Origin of the sequence: Vibrio sp. YT-16 (assembly GCF_033337405.1) — a bacterium.
In the GTDB taxonomy this organism is placed as follows: Bacteria; Pseudomonadota; Gammaproteobacteria; order Enterobacterales; family Vibrionaceae; genus Vibrio; species Vibrio alginolyticus.
Map to the genome: position 1 here is coordinate 1 of NZ_JAWOQQ010000012.1, position 18,561 is coordinate 18,561.

18 protein-coding genes are annotated in these 18,561 nt (G+C 39.9%); 7 read left to right on the plus strand and 11 right to left on the minus strand.

Annotated elements, in window-relative coordinates:
• From R7F07_RS17690 to R7F07_RS17735, 10 genes are all read right to left on the minus strand, one after another.
• Positions 1-251, minus strand: a 251-nt coding sequence (locus tag R7F07_RS17690; RefSeq protein ID WP_206937370.1) for a transposase, incomplete at its 3' end; no start/stop codon positions are given.
• 34 nt (positions 252-285) lie between these two features.
• Entirely contained in the window at positions 286-801 is a 516-nt protein-coding gene (locus R7F07_RS17695; protein ID WP_203347280.1) for an SMI1/KNR4 family protein, read from the minus strand.
• Positions 802-1,152: 351 nt separating this feature from the next.
• The gene (locus R7F07_RS17700; protein ID WP_025767067.1) at positions 1,153-1,560 is read right to left on the minus strand and encodes a hypothetical protein; all 408 of its coding nucleotides are present in this window, start codon (positions 1,558-1,560) and stop codon (positions 1,153-1,155) included.
• Positions 1,561-1,635: 75 nt separating this feature from the next.
• Complete coding sequence (locus R7F07_RS17705) at positions 1,636-2,022, minus strand: hypothetical protein (protein ID WP_025634012.1); 387 nt, start codon at positions 2,020-2,022, stop codon at positions 1,636-1,638.
• A 2-nt stretch (positions 2,023-2,024) separates the two neighbouring features.
• Entirely contained in the window at positions 2,025-2,432 is a 408-nt protein-coding gene (locus tag R7F07_RS17710; RefSeq protein ID WP_025634011.1) for a hypothetical protein, read from the minus strand.
• Complete coding sequence (locus R7F07_RS17715) at positions 2,429-3,784, minus strand: hypothetical protein (protein ID WP_025767068.1); 1,356 nt, start codon at positions 3,782-3,784, stop codon at positions 2,429-2,431. The genes R7F07_RS17710 and R7F07_RS17715 overlap by 4 nt, the downstream gene beginning before the upstream one ends.
• A gap of 52 nt (positions 3,785-3,836) precedes the next feature.
• The gene (locus R7F07_RS17720) at positions 3,837-5,477 is read right to left on the minus strand and encodes a DotG/IcmE/VirB10 family protein (RefSeq protein ID WP_203347292.1); all 1,641 of its coding nucleotides are present in this window, start codon (positions 5,475-5,477) and stop codon (positions 3,837-3,839) included.
• A gap of 12 nt (positions 5,478-5,489) precedes the next feature.
• Complete coding sequence (locus R7F07_RS17725) at positions 5,490-6,566, minus strand: DotH/IcmK family type IV secretion protein (RefSeq protein WP_025634007.1); 1,077 nt, start codon at positions 6,564-6,566, stop codon at positions 5,490-5,492.
• A gap of 59 nt (positions 6,567-6,625) precedes the next feature.
• Positions 6,626-9,340: a type IV secretion system DNA-binding domain-containing protein gene (locus R7F07_RS17730; protein ID WP_025634006.1), complete on the minus strand. Its 2,715-nt coding sequence runs from the start codon at positions 9,338-9,340 to the stop codon at positions 6,626-6,628.
• Between the two features lies 1 nt (position 9,341).
• The gene (locus R7F07_RS17735; protein ID WP_025634005.1) at positions 9,342-10,964 is read right to left on the minus strand and encodes a hypothetical protein; all 1,623 of its coding nucleotides are present in this window, start codon (positions 10,962-10,964) and stop codon (positions 9,342-9,344) included.
• 708 nt (positions 10,965-11,672) lie between these two features.
• On the opposite strand from R7F07_RS17735, the gene R7F07_RS17740 reads away from it, so the two are divergent.
• The 6 genes from R7F07_RS17740 to R7F07_RS17765 are packed head-to-tail and all read left to right on the plus strand — an operon-like array spanning position 11,673 to position 15,392.
• A complete protein-coding gene (locus R7F07_RS17740; protein WP_025634000.1) occupies positions 11,673-12,035 on the plus strand; it encodes a hypothetical protein in 363 nt (120 codons plus the stop codon).
• Positions 12,036-12,040: 5 nt separating this feature from the next.
• Positions 12,041-12,418: a hypothetical protein gene (locus R7F07_RS17745; RefSeq protein ID WP_025633999.1), complete on the plus strand. Its 378-nt coding sequence runs from the start codon at positions 12,041-12,043 to the stop codon at positions 12,416-12,418.
• A 9-nt stretch (positions 12,419-12,427) separates the two neighbouring features.
• The gene (locus R7F07_RS17750; protein ID WP_025633997.1) at positions 12,428-13,117 is read left to right on the plus strand and encodes a DotI/IcmL family type IV secretion protein; all 690 of its coding nucleotides are present in this window, start codon (positions 12,428-12,430) and stop codon (positions 13,115-13,117) included.
• Positions 13,114-13,734: a DotI/IcmL/TraM family protein gene (locus R7F07_RS17755; RefSeq protein WP_025633995.1), complete on the plus strand. Its 621-nt coding sequence runs from the start codon at positions 13,114-13,116 to the stop codon at positions 13,732-13,734. The genes R7F07_RS17750 and R7F07_RS17755 overlap by 4 nt, the downstream gene beginning before the upstream one ends.
• Complete coding sequence (locus R7F07_RS17760) at positions 13,731-14,609, plus strand: hypothetical protein (RefSeq protein ID WP_025633994.1); 879 nt, start codon at positions 13,731-13,733, stop codon at positions 14,607-14,609. The genes R7F07_RS17755 and R7F07_RS17760 overlap by 4 nt, the downstream gene beginning before the upstream one ends.
• Before the next feature lie 6 nt (positions 14,610-14,615).
• The gene (locus R7F07_RS17765) at positions 14,616-15,392 is read left to right on the plus strand and encodes a TfoX/Sxy family DNA transformation protein (protein ID WP_025633992.1); all 777 of its coding nucleotides are present in this window, start codon (positions 14,616-14,618) and stop codon (positions 15,390-15,392) included.
• 199 nt (positions 15,393-15,591) lie between these two features.
• Here R7F07_RS17765 and R7F07_RS17770 read toward each other — a convergent pair whose 3' ends face one another.
• Positions 15,592-17,835 carry an ATP-dependent helicase gene (locus tag R7F07_RS17770; RefSeq protein WP_025633991.1) on the minus strand — a complete coding sequence of 748 codons (2,244 nt, stop codon included), beginning with the start codon at positions 17,833-17,835 and terminating at the stop codon, positions 15,592-15,594.
• Positions 17,836-17,953: 118 nt separating this feature from the next.
• Here R7F07_RS17770 and R7F07_RS17775 point away from each other — a divergent pair, with 118 nt between their 5' ends.
• The gene (locus R7F07_RS17775; protein ID WP_025633990.1) at positions 17,954-18,559 is read left to right on the plus strand and encodes a transglycosylase SLT domain-containing protein; all 606 of its coding nucleotides are present in this window, start codon (positions 17,954-17,956) and stop codon (positions 18,557-18,559) included.
• The last annotated feature ends 2 nt before the right edge of the window (positions 18,560-18,561 follow it).

Sequence of the window (18,561 nt, forward strand, 5' to 3'; positions counted from 1 at the left end):
CGTTCAAATACGCCAGCATCCCGCCACTCCTGAAATCGGCGATGAGCAGAGCTTGACGAGCATATACCGGTGGCATTCAGCGCATTCCACTGGCAACCCGTCCTGAGTACGAAGAAGATGGCGTTCATTGCAGCGCGATTATCAACCCGCTTGCGGTGCGTACCCAGAGGATGGTGAGTTTTATGCTCCGGGATGAGAGGAGCCATTTTCTCCCAGAGTTCATCACTGATTTGCCACTTGTTGCCTGCCATACGTTGCCCTCAGAAATTATCGTTATTCATTATATTATACGATAATTCCTTTTGGGATAGGCTCTAAATCCTTCTTGAAGTTAGAAATTAATTCAGCTAGAGAATCGGCAAGCTTTAAAGCGACCTTGTAGTCATAATCTATGAGAATTACCTGTCCGAAACTACCTTCCTCTGTTGGACTTAAATCAACGCAAATTAAACAAGATGAACAGTCATCCGCAATTGGGATTCTACTTTTGCCGAAGGTATACTCTTTATCTATACCTTTATCGGTATAACTGAGTACGTTTCCATCACCATCATGGCTATAGTTTTCTACAAGGCTTGAGGTCTGTCCGATAGAGAGTAAAGCGACGCCATAAGCAAAATTTGCTTGCTTCTCGGGGTCCTGCCCTTTAGATGTTTTGTACAGTTCAACTAAATCTTGTGGTAGCTCTCTACCCACATTACAGCGAAGCAAATTTATTTCTTCTTCCGACGCTGGCTCTAAGAACGCATCAGCAACTAGTGGTGCTTTATTAAGTATTTCTTTTCTTACTTGCTCGAACATTAATTTTCCCTCGTTTTCATTGTAATCTTCGGGTTTGAAAGAATAAGCTTCAAAATCGAAGCGATGGTATTAATCTATTTCTTCTGCACTGCTCCAACTCAAATACCAGAAGTCTTAGTTAGAATGAGTACTAGTTATGCGGAACATAGGAAACTCGTATTACCCCTATTAATTAGAGGTAATGCGAAATGCGGTTAACTTGAGCGAGTATGAGCAAAGAAAGAGCCGTTTCCTAACTTCTAAATTTCTCTGTTTCATGGGCATATTTGGGTCGGAGAGTTTTGACTGCTCATCACCGTGTTGCGCGCATTAGTGTAAAACTGGTAGATTAGAATTTTAATAAAATAAATGTTACATCTCTAGATTTTGAACGAATAACCCTTCACGATTCTTATACTTGTTAACGGCTCTTATATCAGTAGAAACGTAATCACCACCTTTATTATCAACTTGTCTAATCTCGTATCCTCCGCAATGAACAGAAATATTCGCTTCTATTGAATGCTCATTTTTTGTTTCACCATTTACTTTCTTTGCTGACGAAACCCATTGGAAGCAAAACCTATCTTGATTATCTAAATATTCCGTAAGAGCAACTGATGTCCCTTTATCCACTTCGAAATAATCAATTGATAATATCTTGGATATGCCAGGATATTGGTAAGATGGGTTCTCTACTGTTGGTTCACTTAGTTCGGTTTGATTAGCACAGCCAGCAATAACTGATAATGTCGATGCCATAAGTAGTATTTTCTTCATTTTTGTTCCTTGTAGATGATAAAATTAGCCCCACGATCTATTAACGCTTTCGATAGTGGGGTTGTGTATGTTTATCTAATTGTTTACGTTTTGAAGGTCACGATAATCAACAGACTCATCAGCACTTGAGATGCTTGCTGCCTCACCGAACATTGCTATGTAAGCACTTGGGAAAGTCAAAGCGGCCCCTGCTATACCACAGATTAGAACGAATTTTCCTACGCCCTTACTTTGTGGTGAGCTTTCTCGGCTATTCCATGCCCAGGTTGCAAGGCTAATGACAATCATTGCAATACCAATCCATAAGCCTATGGTATATGTAGCACTACCACCTGCAGCTGAAATTGCATCCACGTTTTTTGCAGCTTGCTCTAGCTTTGTTTCATTGGCTGCCATCGTAGTTACAGAGGTTAGTGCTAGAGCGATACCCAGGGCACCGGACCATTTCGTTAGTTTATTCATAGTTACTCCGTGCTATCTCCTTCATCGAAGATATAAGTTGTGTTAGAAGAGAGGTTTGCCCGACCAGATGAGTCGAGTGTTATTGGGTCCACTGTGTCACTAAAGGTAAATACCTCACCCACTAGATCTAAACCACCGTGGAAAGTTAATAATGCGCCAGCTATTGAGAAGGATATTGGCCATAGAACAGAAACATCATTATCCGCTTTGTTTGCTTTGTACCAACCGATGAAACCAAACACGACAAGACCGAGGCCAAGTACTGCTCTCAAATTCCAGAGAACTGCAATCCAAAGTCGAACATGTTTAATTACATTTATTCCGCCATCTGCAATGGTGGAGTTATGCGTTTCTGAAGCGAATGAACTACTGGATAATGTGTAAACAAACATCCAATACCACTTTTTCATCGAAGCGCTCCAATACAGTAAGTATCTGAACAGATTGTTCCGTCAGCCGAGATTTCTCTAACAGTTCCAATGAAGTCGTAGTATTTTCCTTTTTCTACGGAAATAGTTCTTTCGCCAGAGGTCTTGGTAAGATTTACGACTAGCGCACTGTTTAGGTCCTGCGACTTAGTGATCATTGCGTAGTCAGGAAGAAGAATTCGCCCATCCTTGTATGTTACTCCCGTACTTGGAACTACCATTTTTGGCGCTTCTATTGGCTGTACTACAGTCGAGCTAGATGCTATTGCCATCGTTGGCTGTACTACTTTGCTATTTACTTCTGTATTTTTACCAATATGTTGGGTGGTAGTCTTAGCAACCTGTACTGCCGTTGGCTTTGTAATCGATTCTTTAGCAGGTTTTACAACTTTCTTTTTAGACTGCTGAGAGCGTCGAAGGTTGGCTAGTTCAGTCGGCGTGTACTCCTGGCGTTCTTTATCAATAAAGTATTTGCTGCCAATAAGTAAAACTCCGTCTTCTCCCTCACCTTTAATGTTGGTGACTTTATGGTTGCCAATTTTTGATTTGAACGGCTCACTTTTGTAAAGAGTGATGTAATGTGGAGAGTTATCGGATCTATCTGGTGCACGTACAGCAAAAACCCCCTCAGCAATCTCATCCACAACGTTGAATTCTTTTAAGCGTTTACGCTCACTACTTCGCGCTGCTTTCGTATGTCCGTTTGAAAGGCTATTGTTTAATTTAGCAAACTCGCCTTCAAATGAATTTACATCGCTTTCCAATTTATCCAATCTATTGGTTAAACTAACGTTAAAAGTTTCTTGAGCAGAATTAAATTGATGATATGGCTTCAATCTCATTGTAATTGAGTCATCAATTTGTTGCTGTAAGGTCGAACTGATCGTCTGTGTAATATTCTGTGACGCAGCTTTCGAGGTTGACTTCACAATCTCACTTTTTTGCTTACCAAATTCATCCTTTACTTTGCTAGGAATGTCTATTTTAGTAATGATTGATTGAGCGATTTCTTGTCTTTGTAATTCAGTGATAGCACCAAACTCTTCAGACTTAGTAATCACATCTATTTCAGTCTTAATGAGTTCAGGCAATGATTGCCTGAGAGCGGTGATCTCACGCTCAAGATTTCTCTCTAGCTTTTGTATTTCTTCTACTTTGGAAGGGCCTCCAAAATCTGGTATCAAACCCATTTTATGTGCAGCTAAACTAGCACCACCAACAAGCAAAGTAGCTCCTACGACATAAACGAGTAACTTTACTTTTGGCTTTGCTGAGCTGCTTTGGCTTTTATTCGCTTTGCCAGCATTTGCGTCTTGAGCTTCGTTATCGCTCATGATGATCGCTCCTTGTTTTTAATTGAATAATGTATTATATAAAAGATCTAAATTAATTCCATAAACGAGTTTTGTTGTCACTCGGGATTGATACATTTTGCCCAATATTCGATTTGCGAATTTCAGAGCTTAGGTCAGTTTCTTCGGAATTAACTTCTGTTAGTCTATTTTGCTCCGCCATCATCTTGAGAAGATCGCTCTGATTCGGAGTTTGAATTTCATCCGTTTCTTGTACTTGATTCTCAAACAATAAGTACATAGTTTGACCTTTCGGTATCTCTACCTGAACAGGTCTTCTCGCATTATCGTATAGGATAGGTAAAAAGCCTTGTGCAGCTTTGGCGATACTATAAACAATTCTGTCTCTCGTATTATCAATCGCACCTGTCGAAGTTGTTGTTTCCCCATTTGATGTTGTCACTGTCGTATCAATGAGTGAATCCAAAAAACCTGTCATAAACAAACCAGCAAACATGCCACCAAACCTCTGGATGTAATGGTGGTCTACTTCACCTTCTATAAGCGCCTTTTCAGTTTCAGCAGATAATACCCAAGCTTTTACAGGGATTTGTTTCCCATCTCTAATAACAGACGTTACAGTTAAGGCAACACCTGGAGCTTGTTCTATAAGCTCCATTTCACCGAACGCAATACTACCTTCTGCTTTTCCGGTTAATAAACGAATTCTGATTGGGCCAGGAATGTCTGAGTCGATAGGCAAGGTGGTACGGGCATAAACCAACTCACCTGCATCAAATACTATAGACTCTTGGTCTACTTCAACTGGTGGCTGTCTATATTTTTCATTAGAGGTTTCTTTTTCATTGTCCGTATACCCAACTGTGTTTTCTTTCTTATAATAATTAGGATGAATCCCCATTTGAGTCTGACCTCCATCAGAACGATACAATGCTGAGGCCACTTCTTGTTCTGCATCACTCGGGTCAAAAACGAACTGTGATGTTTTACTATAAATGTCAGCCTTCTTACTATAAGTGATTTTGTACTTTTCGCCTGTATCTGGTGCGTAAGGGAGACCTGAAAATAATGCTTGTGCACCTTCTGATATCTTTTTTTGTCGCTCAGCTTCTAATTGTATCAACCGCTGTCGCTCAGCATCGGCTTTGTCGTTTCGATTCTTTATTTCTTGAGCCTTTAAACTCATTTTAGTCGTTGCTAGTTCGTTTCGGAGATCTTCTAGCTGGCTTGAAGTTTCTATATCTTGTTTAGGCAACGGTAATTTTACGTCTCTACCTGCACTATTCTCTTCTGTATCTGAATTTGTCTTTTTAGACTCAGCATCTTTGCCAGACTTAACTTCTTGCCCCAGGGGATCAACCTCCTGCGACTTAGGCTTGTCAACTTCGGTTTTTGTATCTGGTCCCGTTGCTGATTCTTGTACGCGAGTTTTACTGATATGGCTCTCGCCATTAGTAGCAGCCTGTTTACGCGCGTTCTTCTCCCTTTCTTCGGTTTCTTTAGCGATAGGTGAATTTTCAGGAACACTGATTGTCCCATCAGTTGAGTTCTTAATCACATCGTCAGTTTTAACGACAGGTCTACCCGCTGTTTTATCACCTTTGCCCGAAAGGTCTTCTGTAACTTGATTGGAAGCCATATAGATTGCGTATCCAATCCCTCCGGCGGCTACTACAAACAAACCTACAACGATTGCTATTTTTTTTAATTTCATCGGTGAGAAGCCTTATAGTTCACTTGTATCCACAAACGCTTTTACTTTCTGTCGACCATCGCTAAACCAATAGAATGAACGGGGGTAAAGCTTGTAAAGGTTGTAATCACCGACACTTCCCTCTCTTACCAAAGAGCTACCTTTGCTTCTTAAAATGGCTGTTGTTCTGATATAAACAAATTCATTATATAAATAGGCTTGGCCATTGATTCCTTGCAATTTAGTTTCTTTGGCACCAGGCACACCTGTTGTCGTACCTGAAAGAAAAGAAAAGAATTCTGGACCAGCTTTATCAAGATCTACACTTGAAGTAGAACGGTATTGTATTGGCTTGGCGTTCGGGCCAATTAGTGGAATGATCACTTGTCTTCGAGAATTGTAGTAATCTGTTTTTTCAGAACTAATCATGAAAGGAATAGTTGTATCTAAACCCTTCAGCTGAAACCAGCCCGAATGAGTTACTCCAGGTAAACGAGCTTCCAAGCTATATGCGTTACCGGGTGTTTTTCCAGCCTCGAAGGCTCCCTGAGCTCCTAGCTTAACATATACAATAGGCCAAGGAGCTCCTGTCTGGTCGAAAAATGAAATAGACCCAGGGAAGCCAGGGTACACCTGCAAAATTAACTCCTGAGGTAGTGAAGGATCGAATTTAATCGTATCAATTAGACTTTCCGGGGGCCTTACTAAAAGTTTATTTTCTGCAATTAGCCTCTGCCTTTCTATTTTACGCATCCTTTCAATAAAAGCAGGGTCGGAGTTCATTTTCTCACTTTTAATGATGTCATTCTTTTTATTCTCAGCCCTCAGTATCTCAAGTCTGTCTCTATTTTGGTAATTACTCTGGAGTTTCGAGTATTCTAGATCTGTTATGTACGTCTGAATTGCATTTTGTTCATACACCTCAAGTTCACGCATGTTAATCAATATATTTTCTATACTTCCATATTTCTTTAACAATGCATCCGCAATTGCAGCATGACTAACTTGGTTAGTTTGATTAGCTTGAGAAAACGCCGACAATGACAACACCACCGCACTTACTGTTAAGCGGAAATAGGCTTTCAGAGAGGAGATGTTTCTTGAGTGCATTGGTAATCCTTGAAGTTTAACAAGCGTAAATATATTTCATTTGTGTATTAAAAACAACCCTACTCAGACAAACCTAACGATTGTAGTGTTTTCTCTACAATATCACTGACTTCTTCGTCGCCGAGAGGCTCTGATTGGAGTTCTTCTTTAGGATATTCCAATATGTCCTTGACTTGATTGATCGCCGCCTCTGTGGCTCTTTCAGCATTAGGCTCATCTAAACCAGCTAACAAATTTATATCTATAGTAGTACCAGAGATAGTGCCTTTATTGTTCTCCTGAGCGCTTTCAAGAAATGGATCTGATAGGTTAGATGAAACATATCTACTGTTATAAGCGATATCCAACTCGCCGTATGCATCATTGTCAAAATTAGCAAGGTCTACTTCGGAGGTCTCTTCGTTCGTACCTAAATCTTGAGTGGATAAATATGCTGGTGGCGAAACAACTTCTTCGCTAGTACTGTGCTCAAAGGGACCTTCGGCATAGAAGTTGTTGTACTGCATAATTGAATCAAAATCGTGTTCTTCTTCTGGCCAATCCTCATCACTATAGGTGTTTTCAAAGTCATTAAAATCGAGCTCATCATTAAAGGCTGAAACTTCTTCATTATAAGCCTCCATAGAGCCCATAATCTGTACTTCAGCATCTGTTTGTGCAAGACCAACAAGCTCTTCATCGAATACATCTACTGATGATTCTTCAGGTCGTATTTCTTCGACTTCTTCAATGGCGCTCTCCGTTATCAACGTTGCGTCTTCTTTAATTATCCCTAAACCAATAGCCATCATCATTTGTTTAGAGATGTTTTCAGTGAGGTTTAATGCTCTTACTTCAGTTAGATTATTTTTTAGCTCTAAGAACTCCAACATTTCGACATTGCTATCGATATAATCGTTGGCCTGTTGAACATATTCATTGGATTTTACTAACTGCTGCCTCTTAGCCGTTTCTACCTCATCGTCAGAAGGCTCAAGCACCTGAGCAAAATAGTTCAAACGAGAAGTTTCTACATCTGGGAAGTCGAGTTTTAATGCTCGGAATGGGTATACATCACCACCAAAAATGTATAAGCCTTCTCCAGGTTCAGCACTAGCAAGCATCTTAGCGTTTACAGTATCTTTTTCTTCTACTCGGACATCATCGTTATCATGGACCGCCCCAGCCAAATTATTCTCTATTCTATCCTGACGGGAACCAAATACCTTGCCAGTTCGACCAAGCGCCAACTGTAACGATTCACCATGGTCTTCATTTTTAAGAATGAATTTATTGTTTAAGTTGCCCATTAGTGCTTCATATTCATCCCGGCCGCAAACCTTCTGGAACATTCCGGCTGTCTGAGCTCCAAAAAGAACGTGAAAACCATATGAACGAACCAAGGCAACAATCATGTAAAAACCTTTAACCGCATACATTCCGTACTCATCAAAGAAAAGTCGTACAGGATATCTAGCACTGGAAGGTCTATTGTCTACTGTAGTAATTCGAGAACCTTGTAGCTTATAGCCAGCAGCTCTCATTAAAATAGGCCGTAATCCCTGCAATAGAAGCCTACCCAATGCTGCAACGGAATCTGGGTTTTTGGCAATGGAAGGAAGCAGAACTAATAATACTCGCCCCCCTAAGCATACATCCGTCATATTTACTTCCGAAAGTTTTGTCACGAATATATGCCCCATGGTTTCACTCAAGTCAGCCATGGTTTCACTAATCATCATCACACAATATGTGTGCTGTTCATCTGCTTTACTATTAAGATCAAGGTTGTCTATCTGTTCCTCAGTCATATCAAATATGGCATCACTAATAGAAGGCAAGGTTTTTAAATACTGCTGGAGTGGTTGTCGGTACTTTAAAGGCACATCTTTTCGCGCTGCCTTTTTGAGCATAGTTTTAATGACAAGAAAGTTTCGAACCACTTCGATGTTTAAATCTAAGCCTTCCACATCCCTTTCGTAAGCAAGATACTGATATGCTCCCCCAATCATAGTAGAACTACGACCTTCCCAAAAAGAGCTATCCCCTCCATCCGTTTCACGCCCTAACCCCATGGTTATAGTCTTCATCTGGTCAGGGGTTCCCGCATTTAGAATATTCATGTTATTCGAAATGCGATCGTCGTCGTGCATGTTAGTAGTATCTAAGGAGTCCATGGGAGTCAGAAAATTGAGAACCAACAAATCGTGGAGTCTATCTAATCGTTTCAAGATAGCGAAAATTGTCCAAAACAATTTTATATCCGCCTTACCATCAACTATGACTGCTGATGTTCCTCCTGGCTGGAGAAGTGCTTGAAATAGCAATGTCAGTATAAGTACAGTTTTACCCGAGCCCGTACTGCCCATGACGAGTGTATGTCTTGTTTCCATATCCGGGTTGGATACGAGTAACCTACGTAGAAAAAATTCAAACCCGAATATTAATGTACCGTTTCCTCTTTTACGCTGGGGAATAAGATGGCCAGCTTTAACTGCGTCTTTTAACGACTCCTTTTTTGAAATAAACTGCTCCCACTCCGGCGCGTCAAAAGGATATTCATGCTTCTCTCTTGAGTTTGTAAGCTTCAGACAAATTGCAAATGCAAAAATAAAGTCCCCATTTTGAGGGAACATAAACAAAGCAATCCCGCATGCAGCAATTAATAAAGGAAATGACACATTTACTGCTGACTGTATTCGCATCCACATAGTGCGAGAATCACGATGAAAGAGCTCTGGGTTATTCAGTTCAGGGTTTGTGTTTAGAACCGACTGCTTCTTAAAACTGGCCATACTAATCAACTTCCTTGTACTGCTTCATTAACTCAGGAATATCCTCATAAGGGTCATTGAAGACTTTCTCATCCTTTTCTATATCGACACCTAGTGACTTTAGAATCTGTTTTGCCTCATTCTCTCGGCCATCAGCCTTTTTCTCTATCTCGCTGAGATCAAATAATCTACTAAATTCATCCTCATCCATGTTCAGGAGGTCTTCTCCTTTCTTACCTGCTGTTAATATTCTCTCTGCATTAATGTGAAGGTCTTGCACTGCTCCTAGGACACTTGGAATTGTCATTCGAAATCCGGCTTTTCTTTCCATAAGAAAATGCGAGCGAGTACCACTTGCTTCTAAGAAAGGTGTTTCTCTGCCGATAGACTGCAATACCATTCCTAAATTTCGGTCATGCTTAGTTACCCAAGTAAACTCGTTTCCTGCAATACGGTTTACATCTTTAAAGAGAAGCATCAACGCCCAGATTACAGTAGTAGAATAAGCATGCTTCTTTGTTACCATTGCATAGAGGATTTCTTCGAATGTACGGGTTGTCTTTCCATCCATTTTTTCCTTAAGCTGTGTAAGAACCTTTCTTTCAATACCGTTAAATAAAAGTATTGTGTCTTCGATACTGCCAGCGTAAGGGACGCCATCATTCAATAAAGTTGTTGGACGAAAGCCACCTATTATCGCTCCTCCTCTCTTAAACTTATCCGCTTCATTACCCTGTTTATCTACATATTCAATTGGAATGGTTTTCCCATTATCATCAAACAACCGTGCTAGTTTATCTTCCGAATGTAGTTGTTGCGGTAAAGGACAGAGGAGAAGCCTCTCTAAGCTGATAGTCGCTGTTCGAGAGCAAAACTCTATTGTTGAGTCTTTCGGGTTCTCGCAGTAATAGAAGTAACAAATAGGCCTAAAATTGCTAACAAACCCCGTTTCTTTTTGCATTTCTTTGTCACGTTCTATTTCATCTAATGTGACACCCAAAGGAGGATTTGCTGTGAGCATTTCGTAAGGAGATACACCCATAGCGTATCGGTTTTCATAGTCAGAGCGATTTTCGAAATTGTAATCATGTGAATAGTCACAAGGGTTTTCACCCTCTAAACGTTCTTTATATTTAGGAAACATCCAGCCAATGGAATATCCCATCAATTTATCGTAGAAGTTGGGCGGTACTATACGTTTTAAATGAGGATGAACCTTGGAAGCAGCCCGTATCATTGATTCAACGTTGTGTTCTTTTCTGGTTTTAGAGCGTATTGAATATTCTTTACAACCTAAGTAGATCAGAGCTAAAGCGAAGGGCCATTTAAGTATATTTCCGAAAATAGAGTCGTAAGCTCCAATATACTCGGGTGTAATCATCGTATAATGCAATTCTAATATTTGATATAGCCCCTCCTTAAACCCCCATCCTTGAAATCCTGTTAGCCAAGAGGTAGTTACAACCACGAGGTTCTCAAAAGCAAAAAATGTAAACATCTGAGCTATCTTTAGCATTCTCCACACAAAAGCAAGTATGTGGAAAAAGTGCGCGTAAACCCCGTAACCCATACCTATTGCTAATGCTAGAGCTAGGGCGACTGAAGCATTCAACTCTGATTCTTTTTCTGGCGTACGCTGACTCATAACTTAGGAATCCTTAAAAATTATGTTTGTGTCATCAATACGTCGCTCTTTAAGAATCATTTTTAGAGAATCATACTTTCCTTTGGTCAATGGAATGGGTAACACAAGCCGTGCCCTTAGACCTTTTCGATGAAGTATAAAGTTTACGGTTATGACGAAGTAGTAATAGAGGAAGACAACACATCCGAAAGTCGTTAAAACTTTTGCCGAAAAGTTCTTGTCGGAAGCTGTTAACGATTGCATAGCTTGAGTTATTTCGAAGGTTAAGACGATACTGATCACACAAAATATGACCGAAGCTCCGACAATCGCTTGCCCTACTAAATGTGACTTAAGTACTGGATGTATCGTTCTGAACTGTTTCCACATTCCGATATATGTGACGAATAAACTAAGTACCGGAGCAAGAAGAGAAACTCCACCTGAAACAGGCATTAAGAGTAATGAAAGATACTGTAGAAATATTAAAGTTAACATTTTTGCACCGTTGCTTTTAATCCATTTAAGGCATATATTTTTCACATCATAGCAAATTTATCAACGGATGGAATGGTTTTAGCTAAACGAAAACAACCAAATCTAACATCTCGGTCAACCCTCAAAATCAAATCAACCAAACAACCAAACAACCAAAAATATGGCATTGCTTTTCATCCGTAAAAGACATATATTTTTGTGATTATAAAATATGTCATAGGTAGTAGTAGTTTGGAGTCACTGTTAGGAAGCAACGTCATTTTGTTTTCTCAAAAAGAAAAAGAAACTTTATGCATTATCTCGAATGTCGAATATGGACGCCGTGTTGCTGAGTTACAACTATCTTCGGCTGATAGCTACAAACCTGTTTTGAGTATTCTTGTCTCTATTGTCGATAGTAACCATCCAGAGTTGGACACCCTCGATCGCTGCTTCCTTGTTAACTCATCAATCTCTACAGATTCCATTGAATTAACAGAGCTTTTAGAAAAGTTTAAAAGCTCAACCCAGTCATACCAACAAACGATAGAGATTGATGGTGTTGAATTTTCCTATCTGCGCAAGGAAATAGAAAGGTTACAACTAATAGGATAAATGTAATGGAAAACGAAGAGTCTGTTGGCTTTAAATCAGTTACCCAATCTGCCGAGTTAATTATCCATGCAGGGTCTTCTCCCATCCCAGGAGAAGTCAGAAGCCGCCTAGAAAAGATACCAAGTATAAAGCCAAGACCAGCGCGCAGAATAATGGGTGTGAAATTGGCTGAATTGGGTGTCAATAGAAACCCTTATGTTGCAAATAGAGCAACTAAGGCTTTACTTGCACTGACTTCAATTACGTGGGGCCTCACCCTGCTTTTATTGACTGGTTCGCTGGTTAATTTTTACCTGCTTGAAAGAATAAATATCAGCGCTACCTCCCATGACGCAAGGATTGAGCCTACTGGCAAGCCTGTACGCATCGGTAACTTGGATTAGAGGAAGGATATGTTTCGCTCATCCGTAATTAAGAATCATCGAGGGCTCCTATCTGGTTTCGTAGTGCTGGTGGTCATTATCTATTTCTTAGAGTTTGCACTAAACACTCTTACAACAAATAAATCTGGTTACTACAAGATCCCCACTTACAACGATAAGGGCATTACCCGAATAGTTCCTCAGGTCCCATTAAGTGACCGTCTTTTTTCTGACTCTGAAGTTATGGATTTTGTAACTGAAGCTATGTACAACACACTCTCTCTATCTTTCGATAGTTATGAATTGTCTATGACAGAATCAGCATTACTATTCTTTACTACTTCTGGCTGGAAGTCATTCTCAAGCGCAGTTCAAGAAGCAGAAATTTTATCAACCATTTTCTCTAATAAAGAAATTATTGAGTTTTACCCTACCCGAGCGCCTTTTATGGAATACAGTGGCACAGTTGACGGGAAAATTGATGGAAGATTCACAAAAGATGCCTACTGGGTATGGCGAGTTAAAGTTCAGGGCAAGATTATGAAAAAATCTTTGAAGGTTAAAGACGCAACTGAAACTGAGCTCGAGGCTATTCAGAATCAAAGGCACCAGGCCGCTAATGTAACTTTCTGGCTTGATTTACAACGTGTGCCAAAGGGTAAGGGGGCAAGTGCAGTTAAGATCATAAGTTCTTCTAATTGGGATGTTGATTGGTTATGAATATTCCACGACTTATTCGCATACTTAAATTCGACTGGCCATTTGTGCTTGCTATCGTTTTATCTGTTTTAGCTATTTTTAAACTTTCCGAATTCAATGAAGAACTATTAGGGAACCCGGATAGAGTTTTTCTTTATTCTGATGGTAATGGTGGTTACACAAGGGCCTTTGTATCACGTGACCCACGCTATACAGACGAGAAGGTTGTCAGGTTTCTTCGTCGTATGGTGAGCTCATGCTATACCGTCGATTATAAAACCGCTCAACACCTAATGAACGGTGAACGCGATAACGATTATGCCAACTGTATTGAAAAGCACTTTGCGCCAATAGCCGCCACATCACTGTTCAATGTTTATCCTACTGACCCTATGATTGAGGCGATTCTTATGTCAGAAGGTAAGGCTAACGTTGTTGTTCCTTACGATCCTATCGTTACCTTAAAGAACAAACCTGGTAAGCCTTTAGTTTGGGTAGTTGAGGTTCCGATAATGGTAACAGTCCAATCGGTATCAGGAGACCAAACAACCTCATTCATTGCTCACTACACAGTTCTACCTGAACCTAGAGCGGATAACGCAAGTTCATTACTCATCGACAGGGTGGTTTTTAGATGAACGTTAAAGACCTATTCAATTTTATTAGTACAGCTTTGGGGAAGACTCCGTTAACAGGAAGACAAAGTTCGAAGTCTACTGAGGATAGCTTTGTTAAAGGGGATACCTTTAGTTGCCAATCAATACCCTCCAGCGAGGTTAACCGTAACCACGATGCCGTGTTTGAAACAGATAAACGTCATAATTTAATCTATGACAATTTTAAGTCTGTCCAGCGATCTCCATACTACGCTCTGGTTTTATTTTTCTTAGCTATTGTTGCATTTTTATACGCCTTGAACCTGTTCATAGATACCACAAAGATTACTTCAACAAACTACTTTATTGCATCAACGACAAGTGATACTGCTGTATACCCAATACCCACAGATAAGCATATCTTGCCGACTAAGGACCAAGAAAGAAACCCTGGCGAAACTTACTCTGAAGAAGAGTCAGAAGTATTAGTTCGTGAATATCTAGTTGATAGCCTTAAAGACTGTTTTTCAATGAACTACTTAAATGCAGCAACAGTACTGTCTAGGTGCAAGTCCAACCATTTGGACTCTGAAACAGACACCCAAGACATATTTATTGAGCTTCTAAGAGCAAGTAACTATATAAATATAATGAAGAAATACCAGACTTCTGCATTACTCCACGTAGACACAAGCTCTATTAAACTTTTGAACAAAGCAATAGCTCAGCGTGAAGCCGTACCTGGCAGCGGCGTTATGCGTAGCCGCGCTGTCTGGATTTACCAACTTAAGATGCATTATACGATGGAGAAAGTTTCTGTCTCTTCTCCCACCTTGTGGCAAGTTGAGATGATCAGAGAATCTGCTTTCAACAAAGAGTTCCCTGTTTCTATCTTCAAAATACGCGATATCGAGTGAGTGAACATGAAAAGTCAAAATAAAGAGCTTCAAGTTAACCCGAGAAACTTTCAACCGTCTTTGTTGCAAAAAAATTTACATAAATCACGCAAAGGAAAGTCAAAAACTAAAAAAGCGTTGGCAAAAGCTCCAAACTACTATAGAGACCTTTTTCAGCCAATTGAAGGGGTCTTTAGCCGACCTTCATTTGGCGAGTTTCAATTCACTTACTGTGGATACATGATAGCTAACCAGCGTGAGGGTGTTCTCAATATCTATGTACCACAAGAAACAGACTCCCCATTACTAGAGTCACTCGAATCATACGGGTTTTATCTATGTAAAAAGTACCCTATTTCTGTACCCAATAGCTCTAGATCCTCAAGACTTCTTATGAAGCGCTATCTTTCAGAAAAAGTATCAGATCAGCAAGCTGTGGAGACAATAATGCAGTTAAAGATCATGCTAAATGCAGCAATAAAAAAACAACAACAAAGTGAGGATTTAGATATATCGGCAATGCCTAGCCTCAGTCCTACAATATTTAAGTCACTAAAAGATATCGGTATAAATAAGCAATCAGAGTTAAGGAAGGCAGACTTAAATGTTTTGTTCCATAAGATCAAAAGTGGAAACTCGAAGAGCTATAAAGGGGTACGCTTGTTATTTCAGCTACATTGCTTAAGAGAGGATACTCAAGTTCCTTACTTATCTAACGATACCAAACAACGCTTAGTTGATTCTTATAATTTTTTCGCCAAAATTAGAGGATACGCCCCTCTGACTTATATGTTTTACAGCTAGAAAATAACCTTGCATTAGTTTCTTTCGACATGCAATTAAACCATCAGTTACAAGGTAACCAGTCGCTCATTAGGCCTCTATTTATTAGTTAGTTTCAAACAGCAATAGATGTTGAATGTATGTAATTCTCCACAAAACATATGGTGACGTTAGCTAGGTATCGTTCACCATACTACAAGTGCTGATTCCCTCATTAACCCTATATTTTAAATCCTTCGATTCTAGTTTCCTTTACCTCTACTGTTAGCTTGGGGTGTGGTAACTGTCCTCTAGCCAGCATTTGAATAGGATTTCCTGTTCGTTTTGTAGTGGTTTCTTTATTACTTTTTTCATACGCTACTTTGGGTGATATTGAAGACTCCCAGTAAAGAAGGTCTACTGGAAGAGCGCATAGAAATTGTAGAGGTTTCCGTGTCTTGAACTCACCGTGAACTAAGCGCCTTTGTGCATATGAGTAAATTAGATCCTTTTCTGCACGAGTGGTGGCCACATAGAATAGCCTAAGCTCTTCATGAACATTGTCTTTCTCATTACCTTTGAAGTGTGCTTCTTCTTCGCAGCCAATGACATATACACGCTTAAACTCTAAGCCCTTACTAGCGTGTTCTGTCATTAACTGAACCGCACTAGCCCCTTGCTCACCAGAATCCACCAGCATGTTAAGTTCTTTGATACAATCATGTAAGTGTCCATGAACCTCAGTGAAAGCAAAAAGGCGCTTTGTTAAGGTAATGACGTTTTGCTCTCTTTTATTAACTTCTGAGATTACTTCTGCTGTCATCTCTTGAGTTTTATACTTCTTCTTAGCGTTATCTATAATTTTGGGTTTGAACAGCTCGACCCAGATTTGATGCAAACCTTCCTCTAAGCCAGAAAGTACTTCTCCCCACTTATTTCTCAGTTCAGAATCACTAAGTTCATAGTTATTTATTTTTGCTAAGTCAGTGATTGAACCGCATTCGAACAATGCTTCTTTGATAATTGAGTGGCACTCCAACAAAGAGGCAAATCCAAGCTTTCTATCTTGAGATTTTACAGTTCCATACGTGGTCATGTACTTACAGTATTCAATAACTGTTAGGTTTTTATCAATGAGCTTTTGGCGCATAGTTACGCCCTTAGTTTTAAGGCTTGCTGCATCAATGACACGTGAAGCAGCCATAACATCCTTCTCATTAGCACAGAAACGTAGGAATGCACTCCAGTCCTTTACTTCTTTACTATCAAAGAAATCCTTGTCGCCAACAACTCGGTATTCTACCCCATGCTCAATAAGTTGAGCTTCAATTGGGTCTTTGATTACTTTTGAACGATACAGAATGGCAATTTCTTCTGGTTTTAATTCACCAGATTCGATAGCCTGTTTAATCTCATTGGCTGTCGTAATTGCCTCATCCTTGTCATTGGCAAATTGTCGGGCAATTGGCTTATCACCCTGAATATTTGCCATTGCTATCATATGTCCGTCTGTAACCTTTTGGTCTTCATGCATTAAGTCAGCAATAGCATTGGCCACATTTACAACTTGTTCAGTTGATCGAAAGTTCTCTCCCATCTGAACAATCTTCATGTCTCCGAATTCTTTTTGAGCATTTAGTAACTGACCGACATCTGCAGCCCTGAAAGCATAAATACTTTGTTTTTCATCACCAACCATAGTTAGGTTATTGCCTTGACCAACAATAAGTTTTAACAATAAGCCTTGGACTGGGTTAGCATCCTGATGCTCATCGGCAAGTACTGCTTTAAACTGGTTTTGCAACCAGGTTCTAAAACCTACATCATGTGTGAGAATTTTTACCGCATGGACGAGAATGTGGTCGTAATCAATAGCATTCAGCTCAATCATTCGTCTGTAGTAGACCTTCCAGATACAAACGCAATGGCTTAACAAGGCTTTCTCATCAAAAGTCAGATTTGGGTTGGTTTTGGACTGGTGCTCGAACTCAGACTTAGGACCACGACCATAGGACAAGGATAGCCCCATGAAGTTTTGAACATACTTTGCACCACCGTGCTCTTTTAAGAACTCATAGTCTGAGTTCGATAATGTTTTCTTAGCTGACTCATTTATTAGTGTAAGGGACTCAGTTTCATCCAAGATAACTAAGTCACTCGATGTATAACCGCACTTTACAAAATATGGGTGTTGCTTTTTGATGGCAGGTTTTATGACTTGGTTTAGTGCAAAGGAGTGCCAGTTACAGATAACAGCTTGATAAGCTTTGATACCTATACGTAAGTAAAGACGCTCTAACATTTCCGCAGCAGCTTTCTTGGTAAAGGTTATGGCACAAAGTCGACAGGGTTCCAAGCCTGACTCAATGAATGTCGCGGCCTTCTCCACAATAACGCGAGTCTTACCACTACCTGCCCCCGCATTAATCATGCAAGGTACTCCAGTCGTGTTGACTCCTTCATACTGACTCGCGGTTAATTTCATTCTCATCCCTCCCATTTAAGTGTTTATATATGGTATTTTAATTCAACCTCAAAGTCAACTTTAGTCTATTGTTTTTTGTTGCTAAATGATATATTTCATTTAACGGAGGATTGCGTCTATGTTTGAATTTTTGGGTGTAACAGCAGCTGACGGTCTTGAGCAACTTAAAGAACCGGAAAGGTCTTATTACGAATATGTAATAGAGCATGGCGACACGGGGCTGTACAAAGCCATGCCGTGGAAAAGTAAACGAGATTTACTTCTTACTTACAAAGGTGAGATTGAAGAGTGTACTTTAATCTCTAGCAAGCTAAACAATATACATCCTAAATACATACGTACAATCATGAGAAGCGAGAATGGTTGGCCAGGAGCTGACCAGAAAGCCAAGAACGGTTCTGGTGATTTAGGAATAATACAAGTTAACCCTAAGGTTTGGGATCAAGAGTTTCGTAAGCTTGGTGTGACTATAAACTGGGAAGACGTCAGAGATGATGTATGTGCAAATCTATTTATTGGTGGTGTCATTCTGGCCAGAAGATTAAACGCAACGAATGACATTTTTAAAGGCCTCGCTAACTACCATCGATATGCAACTTCAGACAATAAATATTTTCATTACTCGTACCGCCTGAAAGCAATGAAGCACTTTGCTGATATTGAATCTGAGTATGGTCGTTGGATTTCTCACCGAATACACGCAGTCAATAAACTAGGAGAATAGCC